Origin of the sequence: Prevotella sp. PTAC (assembly GCF_013166535.1) — a bacterium.
Lineage (GTDB): Bacteria > Bacteroidota > Bacteroidia > Bacteroidales > Bacteroidaceae > Prevotella.
On record NZ_JABKKK010000004.1, the window covers coordinates 144,765 to 166,335 of the forward strand.

Consider the following 21,571-nt stretch of genomic DNA (forward strand, 5'->3'; position numbering starts at 1 on the left):
AAATTAAATAATAATTACGTACATTTAAATGGTAGAATTGTTCGTAAACCGGTAAAATAGTACGCTATTATTTTGTTTCACTCATATAAATAAGGTATTTTTGCAAAATAAGACTAATAACAAATGTACTTGAAAACGATACTGATTATGGTATTGTCGTTTCTGCCTGTGGTGATGCCTGCGGCGGAAATAGACGATAATATAGACGGCATGGCACTTTCGGGCAGACGCATATCGTCTGTGGACGGATTGTCGGGTAACACTGTTTACGACTTGTTGCAAGATAAAGACGGGTTTGTCTGGATGGGAGCCGCATACGGCCTGTGCCGATATGACGGATATTCGTTTGTGAATTATTATTCGCTTAGTAGCGACAGAAAGAGGAAGATGGATGCCACTACGGGCAATCTGTATATGGACGAGCCGAACAATATGTTGTGGATTCATTCCTCTACATTTGCCTTTGCATGCTATGATTTGCATTCGGGACGCTTTGTCGACTACACAGGGCGTGGTGACGAGACACGGCCGTACCGTCGTTTCCTGCGTTCGGGCAACGATATGTGGATGTATGACACACGTTCGGGAATACGCAAGGTTACATGTGATAATGGAACATTTACATGCGCGGACTATACAAGTAAATCAGGTGCGTTGCCGAGCGATAACGTGCCGAGAATGCTCGAAGACGGAAAGCGTGGTATATGGGCTTTGACAGCCCGCGGACTTATGAAGTACGGGACCGGTGGTAGATGGCATACAGTTGTAGGCGGAAGGGAATACATCATCGGCAATACGTGGCGGGGCAATATATTATGTCTGTCGGAGAACAATACCGTGGAGATGTTTTCACCCAAGGGTAGACTCCTTCGCCGTATGGTTATACCCAAAGTGCTCGGCACGGTGAAGACAGTTAGGAGTAATTTCGTGTGGGGCGACAAGTGGATGATATTCGGAATAGGTACTTATAGTATTGATCTTAACACGTTTGAGGTAGATAAACCGGAGGAATATCAAGTGCCGAACGGATTGCTGCTCGACTCCGTAGACGGATATTTCTTTGAGTCAAACAGTACGGGACGGCTGTGGATATTCGCTCCCGACGGCAGTATGAAAGAACTGTCGCTTCTTCCCGATGTGAGGTTTACGGCTGAACGGAAGCGCAAATACAAGGTAAGGCGTGGAGATGACGGTCTTTTTTACATCGCTTCTTATGGTAATGGCCTTTTTGTTTATCATCATGAGAGTGGTGCGTTGAGGCGTTTCTCGGCCGATGACCCTCATCCGGTGATAGATAATAACTATCTGATGAACATAATGATAGACCGCAGAGGAAATCTGTGGGTTACTCAAGATCAGGCCGGAGTGTCGTGCATATCGGTGTCTCACAATGCCATGGCGTCGTTTCTGATGCCAGTTCCGGGGCGTGTGGGCGACTGGTCCAATTATGTGCGTATGACCGCACGTGACGAGGATGGAAGCATATTGGTAAGCACAAAGGACAATAAGCTGTATCGGTTGGACTCGAAAGTCCGATCCATAGAGCCTCAGGGAGAGACAAAAGCATGTGTATTCGCTTATCTTGTGGATAGAGACGGGAGGAAATGGATGGCTACAAGAGGCGACGGTCTTTATGTGGACGGGGATTATTACAGTAAATATGAGAAGACGTACCATGTGCCGTCGAACGATTTTTACGACATAAAGCAGGACAGCATGGGGCGTGTATGGCTTGCTTCTTATGAGGAAGGACTGATTGTCACCAAAGCGTTGACAGCTGACGGGCGTCTGTTGTTCGACAGATTACTGTACCGTAACATCAACGAGGGACGGCAACATCAGCTTGAACTTTCGCCGGACGGTTGGTTGTGGATAGCCACGAGCAACGGATTGTATGCCGTTGATACCAAGAAAAAGAACATAAAGAACGCCGATTTCAAGTGTTTCAATACCATGAACAGCGATTTCCCGATAGACGAGATGCGTTGTATCAGGTATATAGACGGTTGTCTGTGGGCGGGAGGAAAAGGCGGCGGACTTGTAAAATGCCGATTCTCGAAAGACATGAGGATGATGGAGTGCCGCACGGTGACAACCAAAGAGGGGCTGGCCGATAACACTATAAACTCAATAATTCGCGATGACTATGGCAGTGTGTGGGTCGCGACGGAGAGTGGAATGTCGAGAATATACGGTGATGACATGAAAGTTAAAACCTATCGGTTTGACAGCAGACTCGAGCGGAATATCTATTCAGAGGGCTGTGCGCTGAGGCTTGATGACGGCAGGCTGCTATTCGGCACACGTCAGGGACTTACCGTTGTTACTCCGCGCCGTAATTACGATAGTGACGGTAATGCCGCGGCACAGGCGGTGATAACGGATATGAGAGTGAACGGCATACCGCTCGGTGACAATGAGGATATGGCTGTGTCTGTACATCGCTCGGACAAGATAACATTGGGTCACAATGAGAACACGATCTCGCTTTCATTCTCTAATTTCGAGTATGCGGAAATCAACTCATCGTTATATCAGTATTATCTTGAAGGTCTTGACGAGACGTGGCGCCAGGCGACAAGCGTCAATCATGTGGAGTATGGCAACCTCGCCCCCGGCACATATATATTTCACATCCGCTCGCTGAGTAACAACAAATGGAGTGGGGAGAGCACCCTGACGATAGTCATTCGCCGGCCTTGGTATGGCACGGTCTGGGCTTGGATGGTCTATATTGTTATTGCCGCGGCTTTCGGGATATATCTTTACCATAATGCCCGTGAGCGTCTGCGACTGAATCAGCAAATGAGGATCGAGAAAGAAATGACCGAGTTCCGTATCGGATTTTTCACTAATATAACACATGAGTTCCGTACTCCTCTTGCCATTATCCAAGGAGCTGTGGATAAACTGCAGGCGGGCGAGGCCGGTACTTCGAAAGCCGCCGTGCAGACAGCTCGTCGTGGAGTTAAACGGCTGTTGCGTCTTGTGAACATGCTGATGGAGTTCAGGAAGGTTAATACCGGAAACATGAGGCTCAACGTGGAAGAAGGAGACATCATTGCTTTTGTAAAGGATATATACAATGACTTTTGGCCTATGGCAAAGCAGAAAGACATAAGTTTCACATTCACTCCGTTTGCCAGGGAATATGGTGTGCCGTTCGATCATCAGATGGTGGAGACAATAGTGTATAATATCATAAGCAACGCTATCAAATATACTCCTGAGCGTGGGCAGGTGAGAGTCTCTTTGCGTAAAAATGATGAGTGGCTGTCATTCTCGGTAGAGGATGACGGACCGGGAATGAGCTGCGAGCAGATGGCACAGTTGTTTCAACCATTCATGCGCGGGTATGCTTCGAGCGGTGGAATGGGAATCGGTTTGTATACATCTCACCGGATGGCGGAGCTGCATAAAGGTACACTCGAATATCGGCCTGTGGATAATGGGACAGGTTCGGTATTTACGTTCATGCTGCCCTCTGTGGCAAGCGCGTACTCGAAAGAAGACTATAAAAAATCATCTGCCGTGAAGAAGACGGAGAATGAGGAGAATACATCGGCCGATAATGAGATAATACGCGAGTTGAGACCTGATGCCATAAATGATATTACGGTGGCTGTGGTAGAGGACGACCCGGACATGATGGCCCAGATTTGTGCCGAGATAGGCGTATATTTCAATGCTGTGGGTTATATGACGGGGCAGGCTGCGCTCGACGGTATTTCCGCAACATCTCCGGCGCTTATTGTTTGTGATGTGATGTTGCCGGATACTACCGGCTATGACATTGTGAAAAAGTTGAAAGGCGATGATGTCACGTCACGCATACCGGTGATAATGCTTACCGCTATCGACGACGAGAATCACCGCTTGCGCAGTTATGTGGCCGGGGCAGATGACTATATGGTGAAGCCTTGCAATTTCAAACTGCTCGTGGGGCGTGCCATGCAGTTGATAAACAATGCCCGTAAAAAGCCGGCCGCAGTGCGTCAAGGTGTGGATCCTGCCGTTAAGAGCGGCAAGTATTCCGAAGTACAGGAAAATTCACCGTTGCTCATGTCTCATGCCGACAAGACATTGAAGGAACGTATAGATCACATTGTGGTTCAGCACATCGGCAATCCGGAATTTACCGTAGATAAGCTGGCGGCAATACTTGGCATGGGACGTACCAAAATGTTTACCAAGATAAAGGAGCTCACCGGAGTGTCTCCGAATAAATATCTGCAAAACGAACGCATGCGTATTGCGGCCGAATTGCTTGCAGAGGGGCGTATGACGGTGTCTGAGGTCAGTTACAAGGTGGGAATACAGGATGCTTCGTACTTCAACAAGTGCTTTAAGGCCCGCTATGGGGTGGTGCCGAGCAAGTATGGGAAGACTACGGCTTCTCTATCTTGACTTTTTTGCCTTTCACGAGTTTCAGCTCGACAAGTTTATTGTACATCATTTTGCCTACGTATTCGGTCCAGGCGGCATCGAAATGCAGTCCGTCGGCTTGCAGTCCGGCATCACTCAGGTCTATACAATAAACGTTGGGGAGTTCTGATGCCACTCTCTTCTGAGCCTCTTCTACCTCACGGCTGTATTGTCTGCTCTTGTGCGGAACGGTTCCGAAGATGAAAGGCAGTGTCTTGTCCTTTTCTTTTCCTGTCTTCATGTATATGGCGTTGCGCATGTAGTTTATCATGTCCTTGAAGTTCTTGTAGTAGTTTGCGGCTTGTTTTCTGTCGCTTTCGCCTTGATGCCACATGATGGCTTTAACGTCGAATCCGTCTTTTAGTTCGGTCAACGTAATGTCGGCACAGTCGGCAAAACCGTCGGTAAGTGATTTGGTAAGTGATTTTCCTGTGTTTATATCACCGCGATAGGCACCTGTTCGGTTTATCCATTCCTTGTCGGCACACCACACAGGCTTGCTCGCCACAGTGGCTGAAGTATCTATCGAAGTACCTCCATACGTGCATTTTATAGCATAGAAATCTTTTTTGAGAGCTTTTTCGATATGGTAGTTTGTAACATCGCAGAATGCCCAGCGTGCTTTCGGATTGTCGAATGTTCTTTTCTCAAATATCCCGTTGCTTGCGTTTGTCACGTTTTTGAAATGCAAATATCCGTATCCTGCTTTCAGATAGTCCGGTACCTCGGTGTTGTATACCCGTCCGTCGGCGTTTGATTGGCCGGCAGTGATAAACACGCTTGCCTGTTTTTGGGCTGATGCTCCTATGTCACAAAAGATAATAGCGATGGCGAATAGTTTCAGTTTGTTCATAATATGTTTTCATTTGTTATTCGAATGTTTGTTATTCGATTGTTTTTGCCGGTGTTTGCGAATTGCTTTATATATGTCATTATGAAATTATGCGACTCGTTTTACATGTAACTATGACTTGTTTGACATTGTGTATAAGCTATTTCCGTTTGTGAATGCTTTCCGTTACATTTATTTAAAGCCGATAAATATCAGGCATCGGATAGCCCGACATTCATCGGCTTTGCTTTGATACTATTATTACAACATTATTTTTTCATTATCTTATGTCCGTTGATGACATACACCCCGCGGCAGAGTCCGTCAAGAGCGGCAGACTGTTTGACTTTACTTCTCAGCAGCACACCGTCCGTTGAGTATACATCCACTTCCGTCTCATTGCCGAAAGAACCGGTGATGCCCTTTATGTCTGTGATTGCCGAAGCCACTTTCAGGATACCGTCGGTCAGCAGTTGCGAGTCATCCCATTCGATGACTTGGTTTTCCGATACGGTTTTCAGAATGTAAGAACCTGTTTGAACGCCATTGCCGGTAAATATTTTTAGTTCTTCACCGGCCGTAAGTGTTCTTTGAGGAGATAATATCACAATGATTGTATCACCGTTGTGGGTTGTGGTTCCCATCAGTTTGAAAGCGTCGTTGACCGCGCTTCCGGAGCTACTGAGACCTGCTTTGACCGCAATTGTGCTTCCTGCGTTCATCGTTACATTACCGGCGGCTTTCAAAGTGCCATACCCGTTGTTGTATCCGGCTGTAACAGTGCCGCCTTTGTTTACGGTAATATTCTTTGCCGATCCGGTACCTGTGATCGTTCCGCCGTCTCTTACCGTCACGGTTCCCGATGTAAATCCTTCCGGATTGACGGAATACGGGCTGTTGTATAATTGCAGTGTGCCAGCGTATACATCAACGTTAGACGTGCTTCCGTTGGCGGTAAGCGTCCATGTTCCGTTTCCTTTCTTTGCTATTGACTTGGCTTTAAGTGTACCGTGGTAGGTGACATCCTCTTCTTTGAAACCTATTTCATAAGAGTCGGAACCGTTTCCTATCGTACAGTCTGCGCTTTCAGATGCCAGTGAGCCAATTTTGGTCGTTATGGCCTTTGCCGCCGAGCCATTAGAGGCATAGTGGCCGATTTTACAACCGGCATCCATTATAACGCTTGTTTTGCTCATGTCTGTCACATTATCCATCAGACGGAAGTTCTCCCCCTGTGCTGTCAGTGTGCCTTCGAATGCGGAGAAATTAGCTCCTATGTCATTGCGTACACCTGTTGACACTATCGTGAGACGGCCTTTGCCCTTGAAATTTCCGTTGATGGCGCCTCTTGTCGTGCCTTTTATGGTGCAGCTCTTCCCCTCTACGACAGTCGCGGAATAGTTGAATACAGGCCTTGTGCTTGAATTGTTCATGTTTATCAGTTGCACTTCTCCGCCTTCAAGTCTCATTGGCGAACCGGTCTTTCCGAATGTTGAGTTCCATGCTCCCTGTGCTATGATACCCTGCTTCAATATCATTCCTGCGAAACTGTTTTCGCCTGGATATGTGAAGTTTAGTTGCCCTGGACCGTCTTTTACGAGATAGCCGCTGCCTTTTACTGTTCCTTTGAGCGAAAGTGAGCCTTTGCTGTTGGCTACGTTTATGGTCGCCGTATCCGTTACGGTGATTATTCGGTCGGTTGCCATGTTATCGGCATCCATTTTCAGTGTTCCGCCATTCAGTCTGATGTTTCCTTCTTCTGCCGTGGCAGCTCCGAGAGCGCTCTTTTGTCCCCCGTCAAAGATATTGGTTATAGTCAGTGTTCCGTCGTTCACAACGGTTTGTCCGGTGTAGTTGCTGTTTTTCAAATCCATGCGTACCTCGCCTTTTCCGTTCTTTGTCACGCCTCCGTTACCGCTGATTCCTCCGTTGCCGCTTAGCGAATAAGTGCCGTTGTTTATGTCGAATGTCACGCCGTCGGTCACCATCATTTCATTTATAGTGATGTTTCTGTTGCCAGATTGGTCGTCGAATACCACTTTGTCGTCCTTGACAAACGGTGTGGCTGAGCCTCCGACACTGAAATTCTCGCTCTTGTAGTCCCATATATTGTTTTCGTTTCCGGTCCATGTGACATTTTCCGCCGGAGTGCGTGTGCCGTTGATGGTGAGTGTTATGCGGTTGTCTTCAACACGTATGTCATAGTTTTGTCCCACGAGTCCGCGGGTTTTGATTTTCGTTGCGTCTGCCGTCAGTCTGCCGGTGCATTCGGCCAAGATATATTCGCCCTCGGCAATGCCGTCATGATTGACTGTAAATGTGTTCTGTCCGTCAAGTGTAAGATCTCCGTTTATTATCAGCCGGCCTGCTTTTCCTTCTCCCGCCTGTACCTCTATATATACATCTCCCGGAAGTGTGAGACTCCTGTTGAATGTCATTGTGCCGTCTTTACCTGATGGCATGAGCCGGCATCCCTCGTAGTTGAGTGCTTTTTCAAAACTTACATCACCGTCTATGATGGCGTTTCCGCCCAGTGTTCCTTTTGCTCTGAGAGATACGTTGCCGGTTATTTTTCCGTTCACGAATAGTGTACCCTCGCTTATCACTGTCGTACCTGTGTATTCAAGGTTGTTGTCGAACGTGACTGTTCCAAGCAGTGATTTGTATAGGTTCATGTCGCCGGACAGTGTTCCGTTGCCGTTGAACGTATAGTCATGGCCCTTTGGATTTATCAGATACACTGATTTGGGTTTCAGATTGCCGTTTATGGATATTGCCGACGAGTTGTCTCCGCTGATGTCGAATATTATGCTGTTGCCGTCGGCATATCCTTTCGTGGCGGTCATGTCGAAAGATTTGAAAGTTCCGCTTGACGCAGTCGTGCCCCAGGCGTTTCCAGATGCCCATCTCAGGTCGGTCACCATTGTCGGCGGCAGTGGCGGATATGGCATGTCTCCGCCGAGATAGAAGCCTGTGCACGGCATCTGGTAGTATCCTCTCGTAGTGCAGTCAAGACGGTAGTGCGGGTCTTCTTGCAGAGTGTAGAAACTGTAATCTGACTCTATGTCGGTAGAGTATCCTATTATACCTGTACTTGTTTCTTCGTTCTGTTTCATCAGTATTATTTCCTCGCGCCAGTCGCCGATGATGTCTCCCATAAACGCCGGACGGTTTGCCCAGCCCGAATGTACCGCCCATGAACTTTCTTTCGAGAACTCTATGAGTCTTGTTCCGTTGTATTTCGTTATCATTACGTTAGATCCGTAGCCGCTTCCGCCAGGGGTTCCTATCAGTTCGCGTTGCAGATCGCCGTCCCACCATGAGCCTTCCATGGGGTATGTGGTCGTACCTTCTTTTATCACGTTGCCTTTGCAGTCGTACAGATTGGGCAGCAGCGAGAATATTTCATAGCCTTTGTGCCCGCCGTCAACGTCCATGCAGCGCCCGCGTCCCACGTCGAATACGCTCGGCAGGTACCATTCCTTGATGTGTTCGCCAGTCGCGGCGTCGTAGAGCACCTGTCCCATCAGTTCCGACTGCTGTATGGCGAATACCTCCATGCCTGGCCTGTCGGGATCTATGTCGCTCACGTCGAAGCGGTCTCCATGTCCTATTCCGGCACTGAACACCATCCCTTTTCTCGGATTTACTCCGAAACCGCCCTGCAGCATCTCGTCTATTCCGTCACCGTCGGTATCGGCCACGCGCAGTTGGTGGAACTCTGCCGGCCACGGGGTCTTGTCGTTTCGGCTCCATGTATAGTAGTGGTGCCAGTCAGACGGCTTGCCGCCAGTCCAGTCATATCCCCATGCGAATACGTAGTTATGGTGTTTCTTGTCGCTCTTTGTCCTGTTGAGGCATTCCATCACGAGCGACGGATGTACACCGTCGAAGTAGCAGATGGCGAAATGTCCGCACAGGAAAGCATACTCAGTGCCGTGGTTGTCGTCCATATAGTCGGTTCTGTTGTCTCGTCCGTAGCTGTCGGCACCGTCTTTTACTTCCTCATATTTCAGTTCGTTGCAGGCGATTTCCGCTCCCGTTCGCCCGTCTACCACGGATACGTAGAACGGCGGATTGCGCTTGCCCTGCTTCCGATAGTCGGTTATTCCGTCACCGTCCGTGTCGGCCGTTTCGCTGCCATTGGCGTATTTTCCCCATGTATTCGCTTGGCTGTCCCAGAAACGGGTTCCGTCCGAGCTTTTTATTATCACCTCGCACTTGCCGTCGCAGTTGATGTCGTAAGCCACAACCATGTCGTTCTGTCCTGCGCAGATGTCGACGTTCGGTCCCATGTCTATCGTCCATAGGCACCTGCCGTCGAATGTATAGGCTTGTATCTTATGGCTTCCTGTGAGTATGTCGCCGGTGAACAGGCGGTCTACCAACACAGCGTCAAACTCTCCGTCACCGTCGAGATCCATCGGCCATGCGTATTTTACCTTATAGTCGTCAGGATTCAGTATGGTTGTCTCGAAATCTATGTCCAGAAATACATCTTTATATGCCTGTTCCTTGAACATGAATGGTGCGCTCTTGGCGCTCTCCACACCGCCGCTCACCGTAGTCACGGCCAGTTCGCTACCGTATGGGATTGCGCTGCGTGTGGTCTTGAAGTTTGTTTTCTTCACAGGCTCAGCGTTCACTTTTGTGTATTCTCCCGTTCCTCCGCTTCTTTTGTAGATGTTGTAAGTTATGTTTTCCGGCTCTTGCGCCAGCTTTCGCCATGATACGAGCACATTCTGCCCCTTGTCGGTCACAGCCACTACTGCGCGTCCGAGTTTCTGCTGTATGCGTTGTGCTTGCGTGGCACATGGCAATACTGTTGCCATGATCAAGGCAATGATAGTTTTTCTCATACGATCGGTTAAGTTTGTTTTGGGTTATCAATTATTGTTTACGGTGGCAAATATAGGAATAAACAAAATCACCGATATATGACAATCGTACATATATCGGTGATTTTGTTCGTTATGAACGCATTTTAATGCTTTTATTTCAGAAATTCTACAGCCGATTTGTCTGGGCCCAGGTAGAAGCCCGTGTGTGGCGGTTGGTTGTATCCCACGTTTTGCGTTGCCATGCTCAGGCGGTAGGGCATGTCTTCCATCAGGCAGTTGATGCGGTGTCCTGTGGGAACGGTAGATACATATATGCGCAGTTCGTTGCTGTCTTCCGTGCGGGTTATGACCTCTTCCCGCCAGTCACCGATAATGTCGCCGCTCAGGCACGGGTTTGACTTCGTGCCGTTGTTGAACCTGCAACCCTCGAACTTTATAAGCGGATACGTGCGTCCGGTCTGCCAGTCGTATTTCGTCACGGTCTCGTGGTCGAGCAATTCGCGCAACAGGTCTCCGTCCCACCATATTCCGAAGTTTGTCGATACCCGTGCGCCGCGGTAGTATAGGGCTGTGTTGTCATTGGCGGACGCTGCCGCGTCGCTGTCGGCCTGTTTCGCTTTCATCTGTTTTTTTGCCTTGGCCGGCAACACTTGTTCGCCCTTTATGTTTCTGATACCGTGGCTGTCCGAACTCCACATTTCCAGTCCCGGGTTTGTCGGGTCGATGTCGGCAGCCATGCACCGCCCCACGTCGAATCCGCTTTTTATTTGAAATATGATCTTGCCAGTAGCGGCGTCTCGAAGTTCGCTTCCGTCTCGCCTGTTCTCATGGCAGTCCCACAGTTGCAGCTTGTCGCTTGTCGGGTCGAAGACCGTAAGGTGCATTGCGTCGCCGTGTCCCATGCCCGTGTTGTACAGTCCCGTCCCGTCATGGTCTATGGCCATCGAGCCGTATGTTATCTCGTCGCGTCCGTCTCCGTCCACGTCAGCCACACGGATGTTGTGGTTGCCCTGGCCTGCATACGAACGCCAACGCTCGTCGTTGGTGTCGAATGTCCACCTGTTTGTCAGTGTCTTGCCGTCCCAGTCCCATGCCGCGACTACGGTGCGTGTGTAATATCCGCGGCAGAAAACGGCGCTTGCCTTGTGTCCGTCGAAATAGCCCACGGCGGCGAGGTATCTGTCCGAGCGGTTGGCTTTCTCATCGCCCCAACCGCTCATGTCGCCACGTTCCGGGATATAGTCGACTGTGGCCATCGCTTCTCCGGTCAGTCCGTTGAACACCGTGAGATACTCGGGACCTTCGAGTATCTTTCCCGACCTGAAACCAACTCCCGGCCACGGAGTGCGCTGCCATTGGCGGTTGCTGTTCTTCTTTCCTTTCTTATCTTTAGTGCCCGTGTCGTGGCGTTTATCCTGTTTGCGCATCTCCTCCCATTCGCGGCGCATCCTCTCTCTTTCCCGTACCTCTTTCACCGCTCTTTCACGGTTCTTGTCGAAGTGGGCCATAGCTTCATTGACGCCGTGACGCCAATCGGCGTCGGCATTGCCTATCACTTTTCCTTTTCCGTCTATAGTGCCGTCGGCAGTCTTCATCATCACTTCCGCCCGTCCGTCGCCGTCGAGATCGTATACTATAAACTGCGTATAGTGTGCTCCGCTGCGTATGTTTTTGCCCATGTCTATTCGCCACAGGCGTTCGCCGTTCAGGCGGTAGCAGTCAAAGATCGTGTTGCCGGTAAATCCGTCATGCGCGTTGTCGTGCGAGTTGGACGGATCCCATTTCAGTATTATCTCATACTGTCCGTCTCCGTCCACATCGCCAACACTCGCGTCATTTGCCGAGTAGGTGTATGTGCGTCCGTCCGGTGTGATGCCGTCTGCCGGCTTTTGCAGCGCTATGGGCAGGTAGCCTGCCGGAGCGTCGGCCTTCAATATATATGAACCGTCTTTTCCACCGCCTCTCACCTCGTATGTCACATCGCCCGACAACGGTTTTTTGTCTGTGAAGAAAGTTCCGCCGTCCGTCATGGGCAGGTCGTTCAGTTTAACCCCGTTACGGTAGATGTCGAATGGCTCTCCTTTGCCGTCGCTTGTAAGTATGCGCCAGCTTACTATCACGTTACCGTTGTCCTGTTTTATTGCCACAACACCTCTGTTGAGTTGTTCCCTCACGATATTCTTCATGTCATACCGCGGTTGGCTCCACGCATAAAGACCACCTAAGGCGAGAAGCGTGAAAATAAGAATTCGTTTCATTCGATTTGTTTAATGTATGGTCAGTATTTATTCTTTTATATTTTATTGTGATGTCCGGCGTGGCGAAAGGTTTAACGTCTTGCGGTCAAATCTCCGACGTATGCCGTAATGCGTCGGAGATATGGAGTTGGCGTATATCTTTATTTCATGTGATGTATAGTGAAGTGTATCGTGATATTGCTTTTATCTGATGATGTTTTATTGTAAATTTGTAGCGACAGAAATGGTGTTAAAAGATAATCTTATGATAAAAAATTACAAAACAGGTTCTTGTGGCAGTGCTGACGCGTTATCGGTTTGCATGGAGATACATTCGGGCATACCGTGTTTTTTGATAAAACAGAAAGATGGCACAATTCTCTTTTTGTCCCCATAGACCGTGATTGCTCATGGTTTTGCAGGCCGTCGGCACATATCGTTTGCCTTGCCGCCTGTTTGTCAGGCTTCCGGTACTTTGTGCCGGAAGCCTTTTTTTGTTGTTTCCGGCTGTTATTCGCTCTGCGTTCAGATACCCGTTGCCGTGCAACGGGTATCTGAACGCAATGCAACGGGTGTCTAAACGCATCGCAACGGGTATCCCGTTGCATGCCAACCGGTATCTGAATGCAAAATAACTTCCGTTTTGGTTGAAATTTCCGGAAATTTACTGTCGGTAAATAGTGTTTTGTCAAAAAACAAAGTAAATACTTGTCGTTTTTAACTTTTGAACTGTATAAAAAATCACAGGTTCGATTGTGAAACTATTTTACATGTGCCCGGTCGGATGGGTGGTTTTTCATCATGCCGTAAGCGATTTCGTTTCCGTTCTTTTAGTCTTTATCATCTGTTTTTTGCCGTTGTGATTGCCGTTTCTCGTTAATTTATGCTTTAAAAGCCGATAAATAATTTTGTGCTTCACTCAACTTGCGTTATCTTTGCAAAAGGTAAAGGCGACGTTTCGGCAAGTGTCTCCTTCTTGTCGTGATGGAGCGTTTTTTCGATGGCAGGCCCGATGTATATCTGGCAGGCTTGCCGTGTTGGGATATTCAAAGCGGTGAGACAATGGACATTATTGTATAAAATAAAGATTATAGGCTTATGTGATTTAACTGAAACCTGACAGTACGGCGATGAAGCCATGAAGCGGATACCCCCCAAGGGATAGATTGTTCGACGGGTGCGATTCATGATGTGAACAATGTCCATTTCCGTATGATAGCCGTACTATAAGACGTGTATGTGATGATAGACGAAAGTGATGCCGGACGGAAAAGACAATGTGTCCGGATTGTATTAAAAACAGAAAGGAAGATTAATGAAAGAATTTGTTATATCGGAAGCAAAGGCTGAGACAGCCGTACTTGTTGGCCTTGTGACCAAAGACCAGGACGAAACCAAGACAAAAGAGTATCTCGACGAGCTTGAATTTCTCGCCGATACGGCAGGCGCCGTCACTGTAAAGCGGTTCACGCAGAAGGTGGCCGGCCCGAGTTCGGTGACATACGTGGGCTCGGGAAAACTGGAAGAGATAAAGAAATACATAGAAGACGAGGAGGAAGCTGAGCGAGAGGTTGGTATGGTTATATTCGATGATGAGTTGACCGCCAAGCAGATGCGCAACATCGAGAAAGAACTGAAAGTGAAAATACTCGACCGTACATCGCTAATTCTCGATATATTTGCCATGCGGGCACAGACCGCTGAAGCCAAGACACAGGTCGAACTGGCACAGCACCGATACATGCTGCCGCGACTGCAACGGCTTTGGACACACCTCGAAAGACAGGGTGGCGGCTCCGGCGGCGGTGGCGGAAAGGGTAGTGTGGGGCTTCGCGGTCCGGGAGAGACACAGCTCGAAATGGACCGCCGCATAATCTTGCAACGCATAACGCTGCTGAAGCAACGTCTCACGGAGATTGACAGGCAGAAGACCACTCAGCGGAAAAACCGGGGGCGCATGATCCGTGTGGCGCTCGTGGGATATACCAACGTCGGCAAGTCGACGATAATGAACCTGCTGGCGAAGAGCGAGGTGTTTGCGGAGAACAAGTTGTTCGCCACTCTCGACACCACGGTGCGCAAGATGGTGATAGACAATCTGCCTTTCCTTTTGGCCGACACCGTTGGATTTATCCGTAAGTTGCCGACAGACTTGGTGGACTCGTTCAAGTCGACGCTCGACGAGGTGCGCGAGGCCGACCTGCTCGTTCACGTGGTGGACATATCGCATCCCGACTTCGAGGAACAAATAAGCGTGGTGGAAAAGACACTGGGTGAACTCGGGTGTGCCGACAAACCGTCGATGATAGTGTTCAACAAGATCGATGCCTATACATGGGTTGAGAAAGAACCTGACGACCTCACGCCACCGACGAAAGAGAACGTAACGCTTGATGAGCTGCGCAAGACGTGGATGGCTAAGATGGACGACAGTTGCCTTTTCATATCGGCTCGCGAGAAACAGAATATAGACGAGTTGCGTGATGTGCTTTACAAGCGTGTGCGCGAGTTGCACGTACAGAAGTATCCGTACAATGATTTCCTGTATCAAGACTATGAATGACAATTACAGAAGCCTTACTCTCGATGAGATAACGGTTCTCGAAAGTAACGGGTGTACTGCCGAAGACTGGAACACGGTGTTTGTGGCCGATGATTTCACTCCCGATTATGTCAGGAGAGTGGCTTTTTACGGGGAGATCAACCTGGGAGTGTTCGACAAGCATATAGAGGTTGAAGAGGGTTTCATGCGTCATTCGGGTATAAGTAATGCCACGTTGCGCAACGTTACCATAGGCGATAACTGCCTTATAGAGAATATAGGCAACCACATCAGCGGCTATGTGATAGGAGAGGAGTGCTATATATCCAATGTCGGAGTGATGACTACCGTGGAGGGTGCTACCTATGGGTGCGGCAACACAATATCGGTGATGAACGAGGCAGGTGACGGAAACGTCATACTGTATGACGGGTTGACGAGCCAGATGGCTGCTTTCATGGTGGAAGCGGCCGGCGACAAACAACTGTGGGCTGCGTTGAGGGACATCATAAAGCGACAAGCGGAAAGATGCCGGCCGGAGCAAAGCACCGTGGGATACAGGGTAAAGATAGTGAACTCGCGTGAGATTGTCAACGTGTGCGCAAGCGATGACTGCGAGATAAACTGCGCTTCGCGTCTTGTTGACTGCACCCTGACCGGCAGTGGAGACTCGGGAGTATATATAGGAAATGACGTGATATGCGAGAACACGATAGTGGCAGCCGGAGCTTCGGTGCTCAATGGTGCGAAAACAGACAACTGTTTCGTGGGTGAGGCCTGTCATATAGGAAAAGGTTTTTCGGCGGAAAACAGTGTGTTCTTTGCAAACTCATATATGGATAACGGTGAGGCCTGCGCGGCGTTCTGCGGGCCTTTCACCGTGAGCCATCACAAATCTACGCTTCTTATCGGCGGCCGACTGTCGTTCTATAATGCCGGTTCGGGAACGAATTACAGCAATCATGCCTATAAGATAGGTCCAATACATTATGGAACGTTGGAGCGTGGCTCGAAGACGGCGAGCGGGGCTCATATACTTATGCCGGCTGCCATCGGGGCGTTTACCATGTGCATGGGTAAGATCTCCAATCATCCTGACACTTCAGACCTGCCTTTCTCATATATCATAGCGTCAGGCGACAAGACATTCATTGTGCCGGGATGCAATCTCGCCACTGTTGGCACGTACCGTGACACGTCCAAATGGCCGAAGCGTGACATGCGGCCGCATGCCGACAGAAAAAGCATAGTGAATTTCGACTGGCTCAGTCCATATACCATACGCAAGGTGATGGCTGGAAAGAAACTGCTCGAAAAACTGCGTTCCGAGCAGGGGGATGTCATGGCCGAGTACCGATACGGCGGTTGCACGATACGGCACGGCTCGTTGGTGAAAGGTATTTTATGGTATGACATGGCATTGAAAATGTATTTCGCAGATGTCGTGAGGAACTGTCCGGGTGATCTTCCGCGCGGTATGACGGGCACGGGGGAATGGACGGACCTTGCCGGACTGTTGGTGCCAAAGTCGGAAACGGATAGGCTGGCAGACGATATAAAGACAGGAGAGACGGATAGCGTAGAGAAAATCGAAAGCCGCTTCAAGGCGATGCACGAGCGGTATGCCGATTATAGGTGGAACATGACTTACGGGATGTTGCTCGATTATTACGGTATTGATATTTTGTCGGCCGATGATATGGAGCGTATTGCCGCCGACGGGGGGGCCGCCCGCGACGCATGGCTTGCCGCTATAGCCCGCGATGCGGAGAAGGAAGCTGCCCTTGGAGATGTGGACGAAGACGTGCTGAACGACTTTCTGTCTAAGATTAATTAGGCGGATGCGTGTCGTTTGGCATGTTGTCGAGGTGATAAAGAATATATTACGTGTCAAGTTTTTTTGTGGTATGGACAAAAAACACTAACTTTGCAACTCTAAGTTGGCATTGTGTTGACAATCAATAAAATGACATATTAAGATGAACATGAAATCAATGGCGGCCGCCTGTCTTATGGCTATAGTGTCGATGGCGGCTCAGGCAAAGGATTACAAGTATGAGAGCGTGAGAGGTGACATGATGAACACCCGCATATATACTCTCGATAACGGACTGAAAGTATATCTTTCGGTCAACAAGGAGAAGCCGCGCATACAGACGTATATCGCCGTGCGTACCGGAAGCCGCAACGATCCGGCGGAAACGACAGGCTTGGCGCATTATCTCGAGCATATAATGTTCAAGGGAACGACAAGTTTCGGTACATCGGACGCAGCCAAAGAGGCGCCTCTGCTCGACTCCATTCAAAACCGTTATGAGGTATATCGCACTCTTACCGATCCCGAAGACCGTCGCCGCTGCTATCGTGCGATCGACAGTTTGTCACAGGTCGCGGCACAATACAATATCCCCAATGAGTATGACAAACTGATGTCGGCAATCGGAGCGCAGGGCACCAATGCCTATACGGGCAACGACGTGACTTGTTATACAGAGGATATACCGTCTAACGAGGTTGAGAACTGGGCGAAAGTACAGAGCGACAGGTTTCAAAACATGGTTGTAAGAGGTTTCCACACTGAGCTTGAGGCGGTATATGAGGAGTATAATATAGGTATAGCCAATGACATGTCGAAGGTGTGGAAGGCTATGTTTGCCAAGTTGTTTCCCAATCATCCTTACGGCACCCAGACTACGATAGGAACGCAGGAACATCTTAAAAATCCTTCGATTGTAAACATAAAGAACTATTTCAAGAAGTATTATGTTCCGAACAATGTGGCCATCTGTCTTTCGGGTGATCTTGATCCGGAGCGTACGGTAGAGGTAATAGATCGTTATTTCGGCGGTTGGAAGGCAGATCCCAATCTCTCGTTTCCTGAATATGAGCCGGTAAAGAAACTGACAGTGCCGGTGGATACGACCGTAATAGGCAAGGAAGCAGAGCTTTTAATGCTTGCATGGCAACTCGACAAAGCCGCTTCCGCCCAAGCGGATACGGTAGAAGTGTTGTCTTATCTTCTTCAAAACGGTACAGCCGGAATGTTCGACCTTGACATAAACCAGAATATGTTGTGTGCCGAGGCTGGCGCTTTCCACTCGTTTCTGAATGAGTATTCGATGCTTGTTCTTTACGGACGGCCTAAAGAGGGGCAGACACTTGATGAAGTAAAGACCGTGATGCTCGATGAGATTGGCAAGTTGAGGAAAGGCGATTTTGATGACGATTTGATACGGTCGGTGATAAACAATCTCAAATTGAACTACTATCGTAATATCGAAGACAATGGCAAAAGGGCTGACATGTATGTCGACGCATTCATAAATAACATTGAATGGGAACGTGTGGTGACCAAGTTTGACCGCATGTCTAAGTTTACAAAGAAAGATATAATAGACTTCGCCAACCGCCATTTCGGTGATAATTACGTGGCAGTGTACAAGCGTACAGGTGAGGACGGCACATTGCGAAAGATTGATAAGCCGCAGATTACGGCCATTCCGGCGAACAGGGATATGCAGAGTAAGTTTGTAGGAGACATGCTCAACAGCATCCCTGAACCGATACAACCGCGTTTCCTTGATTTCAAGACTGACTTGTCGTATGGAAAAACGAAGAAGGGCATGCCGGTGATGTATGTCAAGAATACGACAAACGGTACTTTCACGCTCTGTTTCCGCTATGGTTTTGGAGAGGAAAGCGATATGTGGTTGCCTTTTGCGGCCGATTATCTTGATTATCTCGGCACGTCTAAGATGACGGCAGAACAGCTTAAAAAGAAGTTTTACAGTCTTGCTTGTAAGTATAATGTGAGCGTAGGCGCAGGCTCTATGAATATCATAGTGTCGGGACTTGCCGACAATATGGCCGAGGCTCTCGCCCTCACCGAAGACTTTCTGGCAAATGCCAAGGTTGACACGGCTGCTTACCGTAAGTATGTCGATGTGGAGATAAAGACACGAAAGGACAAGAAACTCGATCAGAAGGCAAATTTCTCTGCTCTTTATATGTATGGCCTTTACGGTCCGTATAACGCGCTTCGCAACGTGCCGGGCAACAAAGCGCTGCTTGAAAGAAATCCCCGGGAGCTTATAGATATGGTCAAGGCTATTCGGAACTATGAGCACGAAGTATATTATTGTGGTCCGGCTGAGATGGAAGAAGTTATATCGGCAGTGGACAAACATCACAAAACGGCGAAGAAACTCATGCCTGTGCCCACAGGAAAAGAGTATACCGAGCAACAGACGCCCAGGAACGAGATACTCATCGCGCCGTATGAGGCAAAGAACATATACATGCGCCAGTGTCATAATGAAGGTCGGATGTGGTCTCCCGATAAGGAGGTTCTGGTGTCGTTGTTCAACGAATATTACGGTGGAGGCATGAATTCGGTTGTTTTTCAGGAACTGCGTGAGAGCCGTGCGCTTGCTTACAACGCATGGGCAAATTATTTCACCCCGTCTCGTAAGGGGCATCCGGAGTTCACGGTGACGCATATTATATCACAAAACGACAAGTTGCTTGATTGCATCAACGCATTTAATGGCATCATTGATACTATCCCTCAGTCTGAAAAGGCGTTTGAATTGGCAAAGCAGGCTCTGACAAAGCGTCTTGCCGCCGCACGGACCACCAAGTTCGGAATACTCAACGCTTATATAAAAGCGAAAAACTTAGGTATCGACTATGATATAAATGAAAAGATATACAATGCCCTTCCGTCGGTGAAACTCAGCGACGTGGTTGAGTTTGAGCGTGAGCGCATGGCGTCAAAGCCGTATCTTTACATGATACTCGGCGATGAGAAAGAGCTTGATATCAAGTCTTTGGAGAAGATAGCGCCTATCCGTCGCGTGACCACAGACGAAATTTTCGGATATTGACAGACTCTCTATCTGATATTGGCGCATTGTTTCAAAAACAATAGGATTAAGGAAATAGAATATTAACAAATGCGGACTGACATGTGCTTGGCACCAAGTCTTACCGTCTCCGCATTCTTAAACAATATAATTAAATATGGCAACAACACCTGAATTTAAGTACGCTCCGATGTTTCAGACCGGTAAAGACACCACGGAGTATTATCTGTTATCGAAAGAAGGCATATCGCTTGGCGAGTTTGAGGGCAAGACAATTCTTAAAATAGCTCCCGAGGCGTTGACGATGATGTCCAATGCTGCGTTTCGTGACGTCAATTTCTTGCTGCGCCGCTCGCATAATGAGCAGGTAGCCAAGATTCTGACAGATCCCGAGGCGAGTGATAACGACAAATATGTGGCACTCACATTCCTGCGCAATGCCGAGGTGGCATGCAAGGGTAAGTTGCCTTTCTGCCAGGATACCGGTACTGCCATTATACACGGCGAGAAAGGACAGCATGTATGGACGGGCTTCTGTGATGAGGAGGCACTGTCGAAAGGCGTTTACAAGACATACACTGAAGAGAATCTGCGCTATTCGCAGAATGCTCCGTTGAATATGTATGACGAGGTTAACACACGCTGCAACCTGCCGGCCCAGATAGATATTGAGGCCACGGAGGGTGACGAGTACAAGTTCCTTTGTGTGGTGAAAGGCGGCGGTTCGGCCAATAAGACATATTTTTATCAGGAAACCAAGGCACGAATACAAAATCCGGGCACTCTTGTTCCGTTCCTCGTCGAGAAGATGAAGACGCTCGGCACGGCCGCATGTCCTCCTTACCACATCGCTTTTGTCATAGGCGGCACATCGGCAGAGAAAAACCTTCTCACAGTAAAACTTGCCTCGACGCACTACTACGACAATCTGCCTACTACGGGCGATGAGACCGGACGTGCGTTCCGTGATGTCGAATTGGAAAACCAATTGCTCGAAGAGGCTCATAAAATCGGTCTCGGAGCGCAGTTCGGAGGTAAGTATTTCGCCCATGACATACGTGTGATCCGTCTGCCGCGCCACGGAGCAAGCTGTCCTATAGGCCTCGGAGTAAGCTGCTCCGCCGACCGGAACATCAAGGCAAAGATAAATAAAGACGGTATATGGATAGAGAAACTTGACGATAATCCGGGCGAGCTGATTCCCGAGGAGTTGCGCAATGCAGGGGAAGGCAATGCCGTGAAGGTTGATTTGAACAAGCCTATGAGTGAGATTTGCGAGTTGCTCAGCCGATATCCGGTATCTACCCGTGTGAGCCTCAACGGTACTATTATCGTTGCCCGCGACATCGCTCATGCCAAACTTAAAGCCCGTCTTGATGCAGGCGAAGGTTTACCGCAGTACTTTAAGGACCATCCCGTGCTCTATGCCGGTCCGGCAAAGACCCCGGATGGAATGCCTTGCGGTTCGATGGGTCCGACAACGGCCAACCGTATGGATCCTTATGTGGATGAGTTTCAGGCCAATGGCGGTTCGATGGTGATGATAGCAAAGGGCAACCGCACCCAGGAAGTGACCGACGCATGTCATAAGCACGGTGGTTTCTATCTTGGAAGCATCGGTGGTCCGGCGGCCGTTCTGTCTATGAACTCCATTAAGAGCATAGAGTGCGTGGAGTATCCCGAGCTTGGCATGGAGGCTGTATGGAAGATAGATGTAGAGGATTTCCCCGCATTCATACTCGTAGACGACAAGGGTAACGATTTCTTCAAGCAATTGAAGCCCTGGGCTCCGAAGTGCTGATGATATGAAATTGGGTGATATAATCTTC

8 protein-coding genes are annotated in these 21,571 nt (G+C 48.9%); 5 read left to right on the forward strand and 3 right to left on the reverse strand.

The features are described 5' to 3' along the window. Nucleotides 1–129: 129 nt before the first annotated feature. Nucleotides 130–4,407 carry a hybrid sensor histidine kinase/response regulator transcription factor gene (locus HPS53_RS04180; RefSeq protein WP_216651883.1) on the forward strand — a complete coding sequence of 1,426 codons (4,278 nt, stop codon included), beginning with the start codon at nucleotides 130–132 and terminating at the stop codon, nucleotides 4,405–4,407. On the opposite strand, the gene HPS53_RS04185 is transcribed toward HPS53_RS04180, so the two are convergent. From HPS53_RS04185 to HPS53_RS04195, 3 genes are all read right to left on the reverse strand, one after another. Further along, the gene (locus HPS53_RS04185; protein ID WP_172204580.1) at nucleotides 4,388–5,278 is read right to left on the reverse strand and encodes a sialate O-acetylesterase; all 891 of its coding nucleotides are present in this window, start codon (nucleotides 5,276–5,278) and stop codon (nucleotides 4,388–4,390) included. The genes HPS53_RS04180 and HPS53_RS04185 overlap by 20 nt on opposite strands. Before the next feature lie 248 nt (nucleotides 5,279–5,526). After that, on the reverse strand, nucleotides 5,527–10,116 hold the full coding sequence (locus tag HPS53_RS04190; protein ID WP_172204582.1) for a cellulosome protein: 4,590 nt from the start codon (nucleotides 10,114–10,116) through the stop codon (nucleotides 5,527–5,529). A 134-nt stretch (nucleotides 10,117–10,250) separates the two neighbouring features. Then, a complete protein-coding gene (locus HPS53_RS04195) occupies nucleotides 10,251–12,356 on the reverse strand; it encodes a rhamnogalacturonan lyase (protein ID WP_172204584.1) in 2,106 nt (701 codons plus the stop codon). 1,294 nt (nucleotides 12,357–13,650) lie between these two features. On the opposite strand from HPS53_RS04195, the gene hflX reads away from it, so the two are divergent. The 4 genes from hflX (at nucleotide 13,651) to HPS53_RS04215 (ending at nucleotide 21,543) form a co-directional block, all read left to right on the forward strand. Further along, nucleotides 13,651–14,898: a GTPase HflX gene (gene hflX / locus HPS53_RS04200; protein WP_104370376.1), complete on the forward strand. Its 1,248-nt coding sequence runs from the start codon at nucleotides 13,651–13,653 to the stop codon at nucleotides 14,896–14,898. Further along, nucleotides 14,891–16,714 carry a DUF4954 family protein gene (locus HPS53_RS04205; RefSeq protein WP_172204586.1) on the forward strand — a complete coding sequence of 608 codons (1,824 nt, stop codon included), beginning with the start codon at nucleotides 14,891–14,893 and terminating at the stop codon, nucleotides 16,712–16,714. The genes hflX and HPS53_RS04205 overlap by 8 nt, the downstream gene beginning before the upstream one ends. Before the next feature lie 142 nt (nucleotides 16,715–16,856). Beyond that, a complete protein-coding gene (locus HPS53_RS04210; RefSeq protein ID WP_172204588.1) occupies nucleotides 16,857–19,763 on the forward strand; it encodes a pitrilysin family protein in 2,907 nt (968 codons plus the stop codon). A gap of 136 nt (nucleotides 19,764–19,899) precedes the next feature. Continuing rightward, a complete protein-coding gene (locus HPS53_RS04215) occupies nucleotides 19,900–21,543 on the forward strand; it encodes a fumarate hydratase (RefSeq protein WP_104370379.1) in 1,644 nt (547 codons plus the stop codon). The last annotated feature ends 28 nt before the right edge of the window (nucleotides 21,544–21,571 follow it).

Bases quoted from the DNA above. Each gene is read 5' to 3' on its own strand.
- HPS53_RS04185 (WP_172204580.1), bottom strand. From the start codon at position 5,278: ATGAACAAACTGAAACTATTCGCCATCGCTATTATCTTTTGTGACATA.
- HPS53_RS04190 (WP_172204582.1), bottom strand. From the start codon at position 10,116: ATGAGAAAAACTATCATTGCCTTGATCATGGCAACAGTATTGCCATGT.
- HPS53_RS04195 (WP_172204584.1), bottom strand. From the start codon at position 12,356: ATGAAACGAATTCTTATTTTCACGCTTCTCGCCTTAGGTGGTCTTTAT.
- hflX (WP_104370376.1), top strand. From the start codon at position 13,651: ATGAAAGAATTTGTTATATCGGAAGCAAAGGCTGAGACAGCCGTACTT.
- HPS53_RS04205 (WP_172204586.1), top strand. From the start codon at position 14,891: ATGAATGACAATTACAGAAGCCTTACTCTCGATGAGATAACGGTTCTC.
- HPS53_RS04210 (WP_172204588.1), top strand. From the start codon at position 16,857: ATGAACATGAAATCAATGGCGGCCGCCTGTCTTATGGCTATAGTGTCG.
- HPS53_RS04215 (WP_104370379.1), top strand. From the start codon at position 19,900: ATGGCAACAACACCTGAATTTAAGTACGCTCCGATGTTTCAGACCGGT.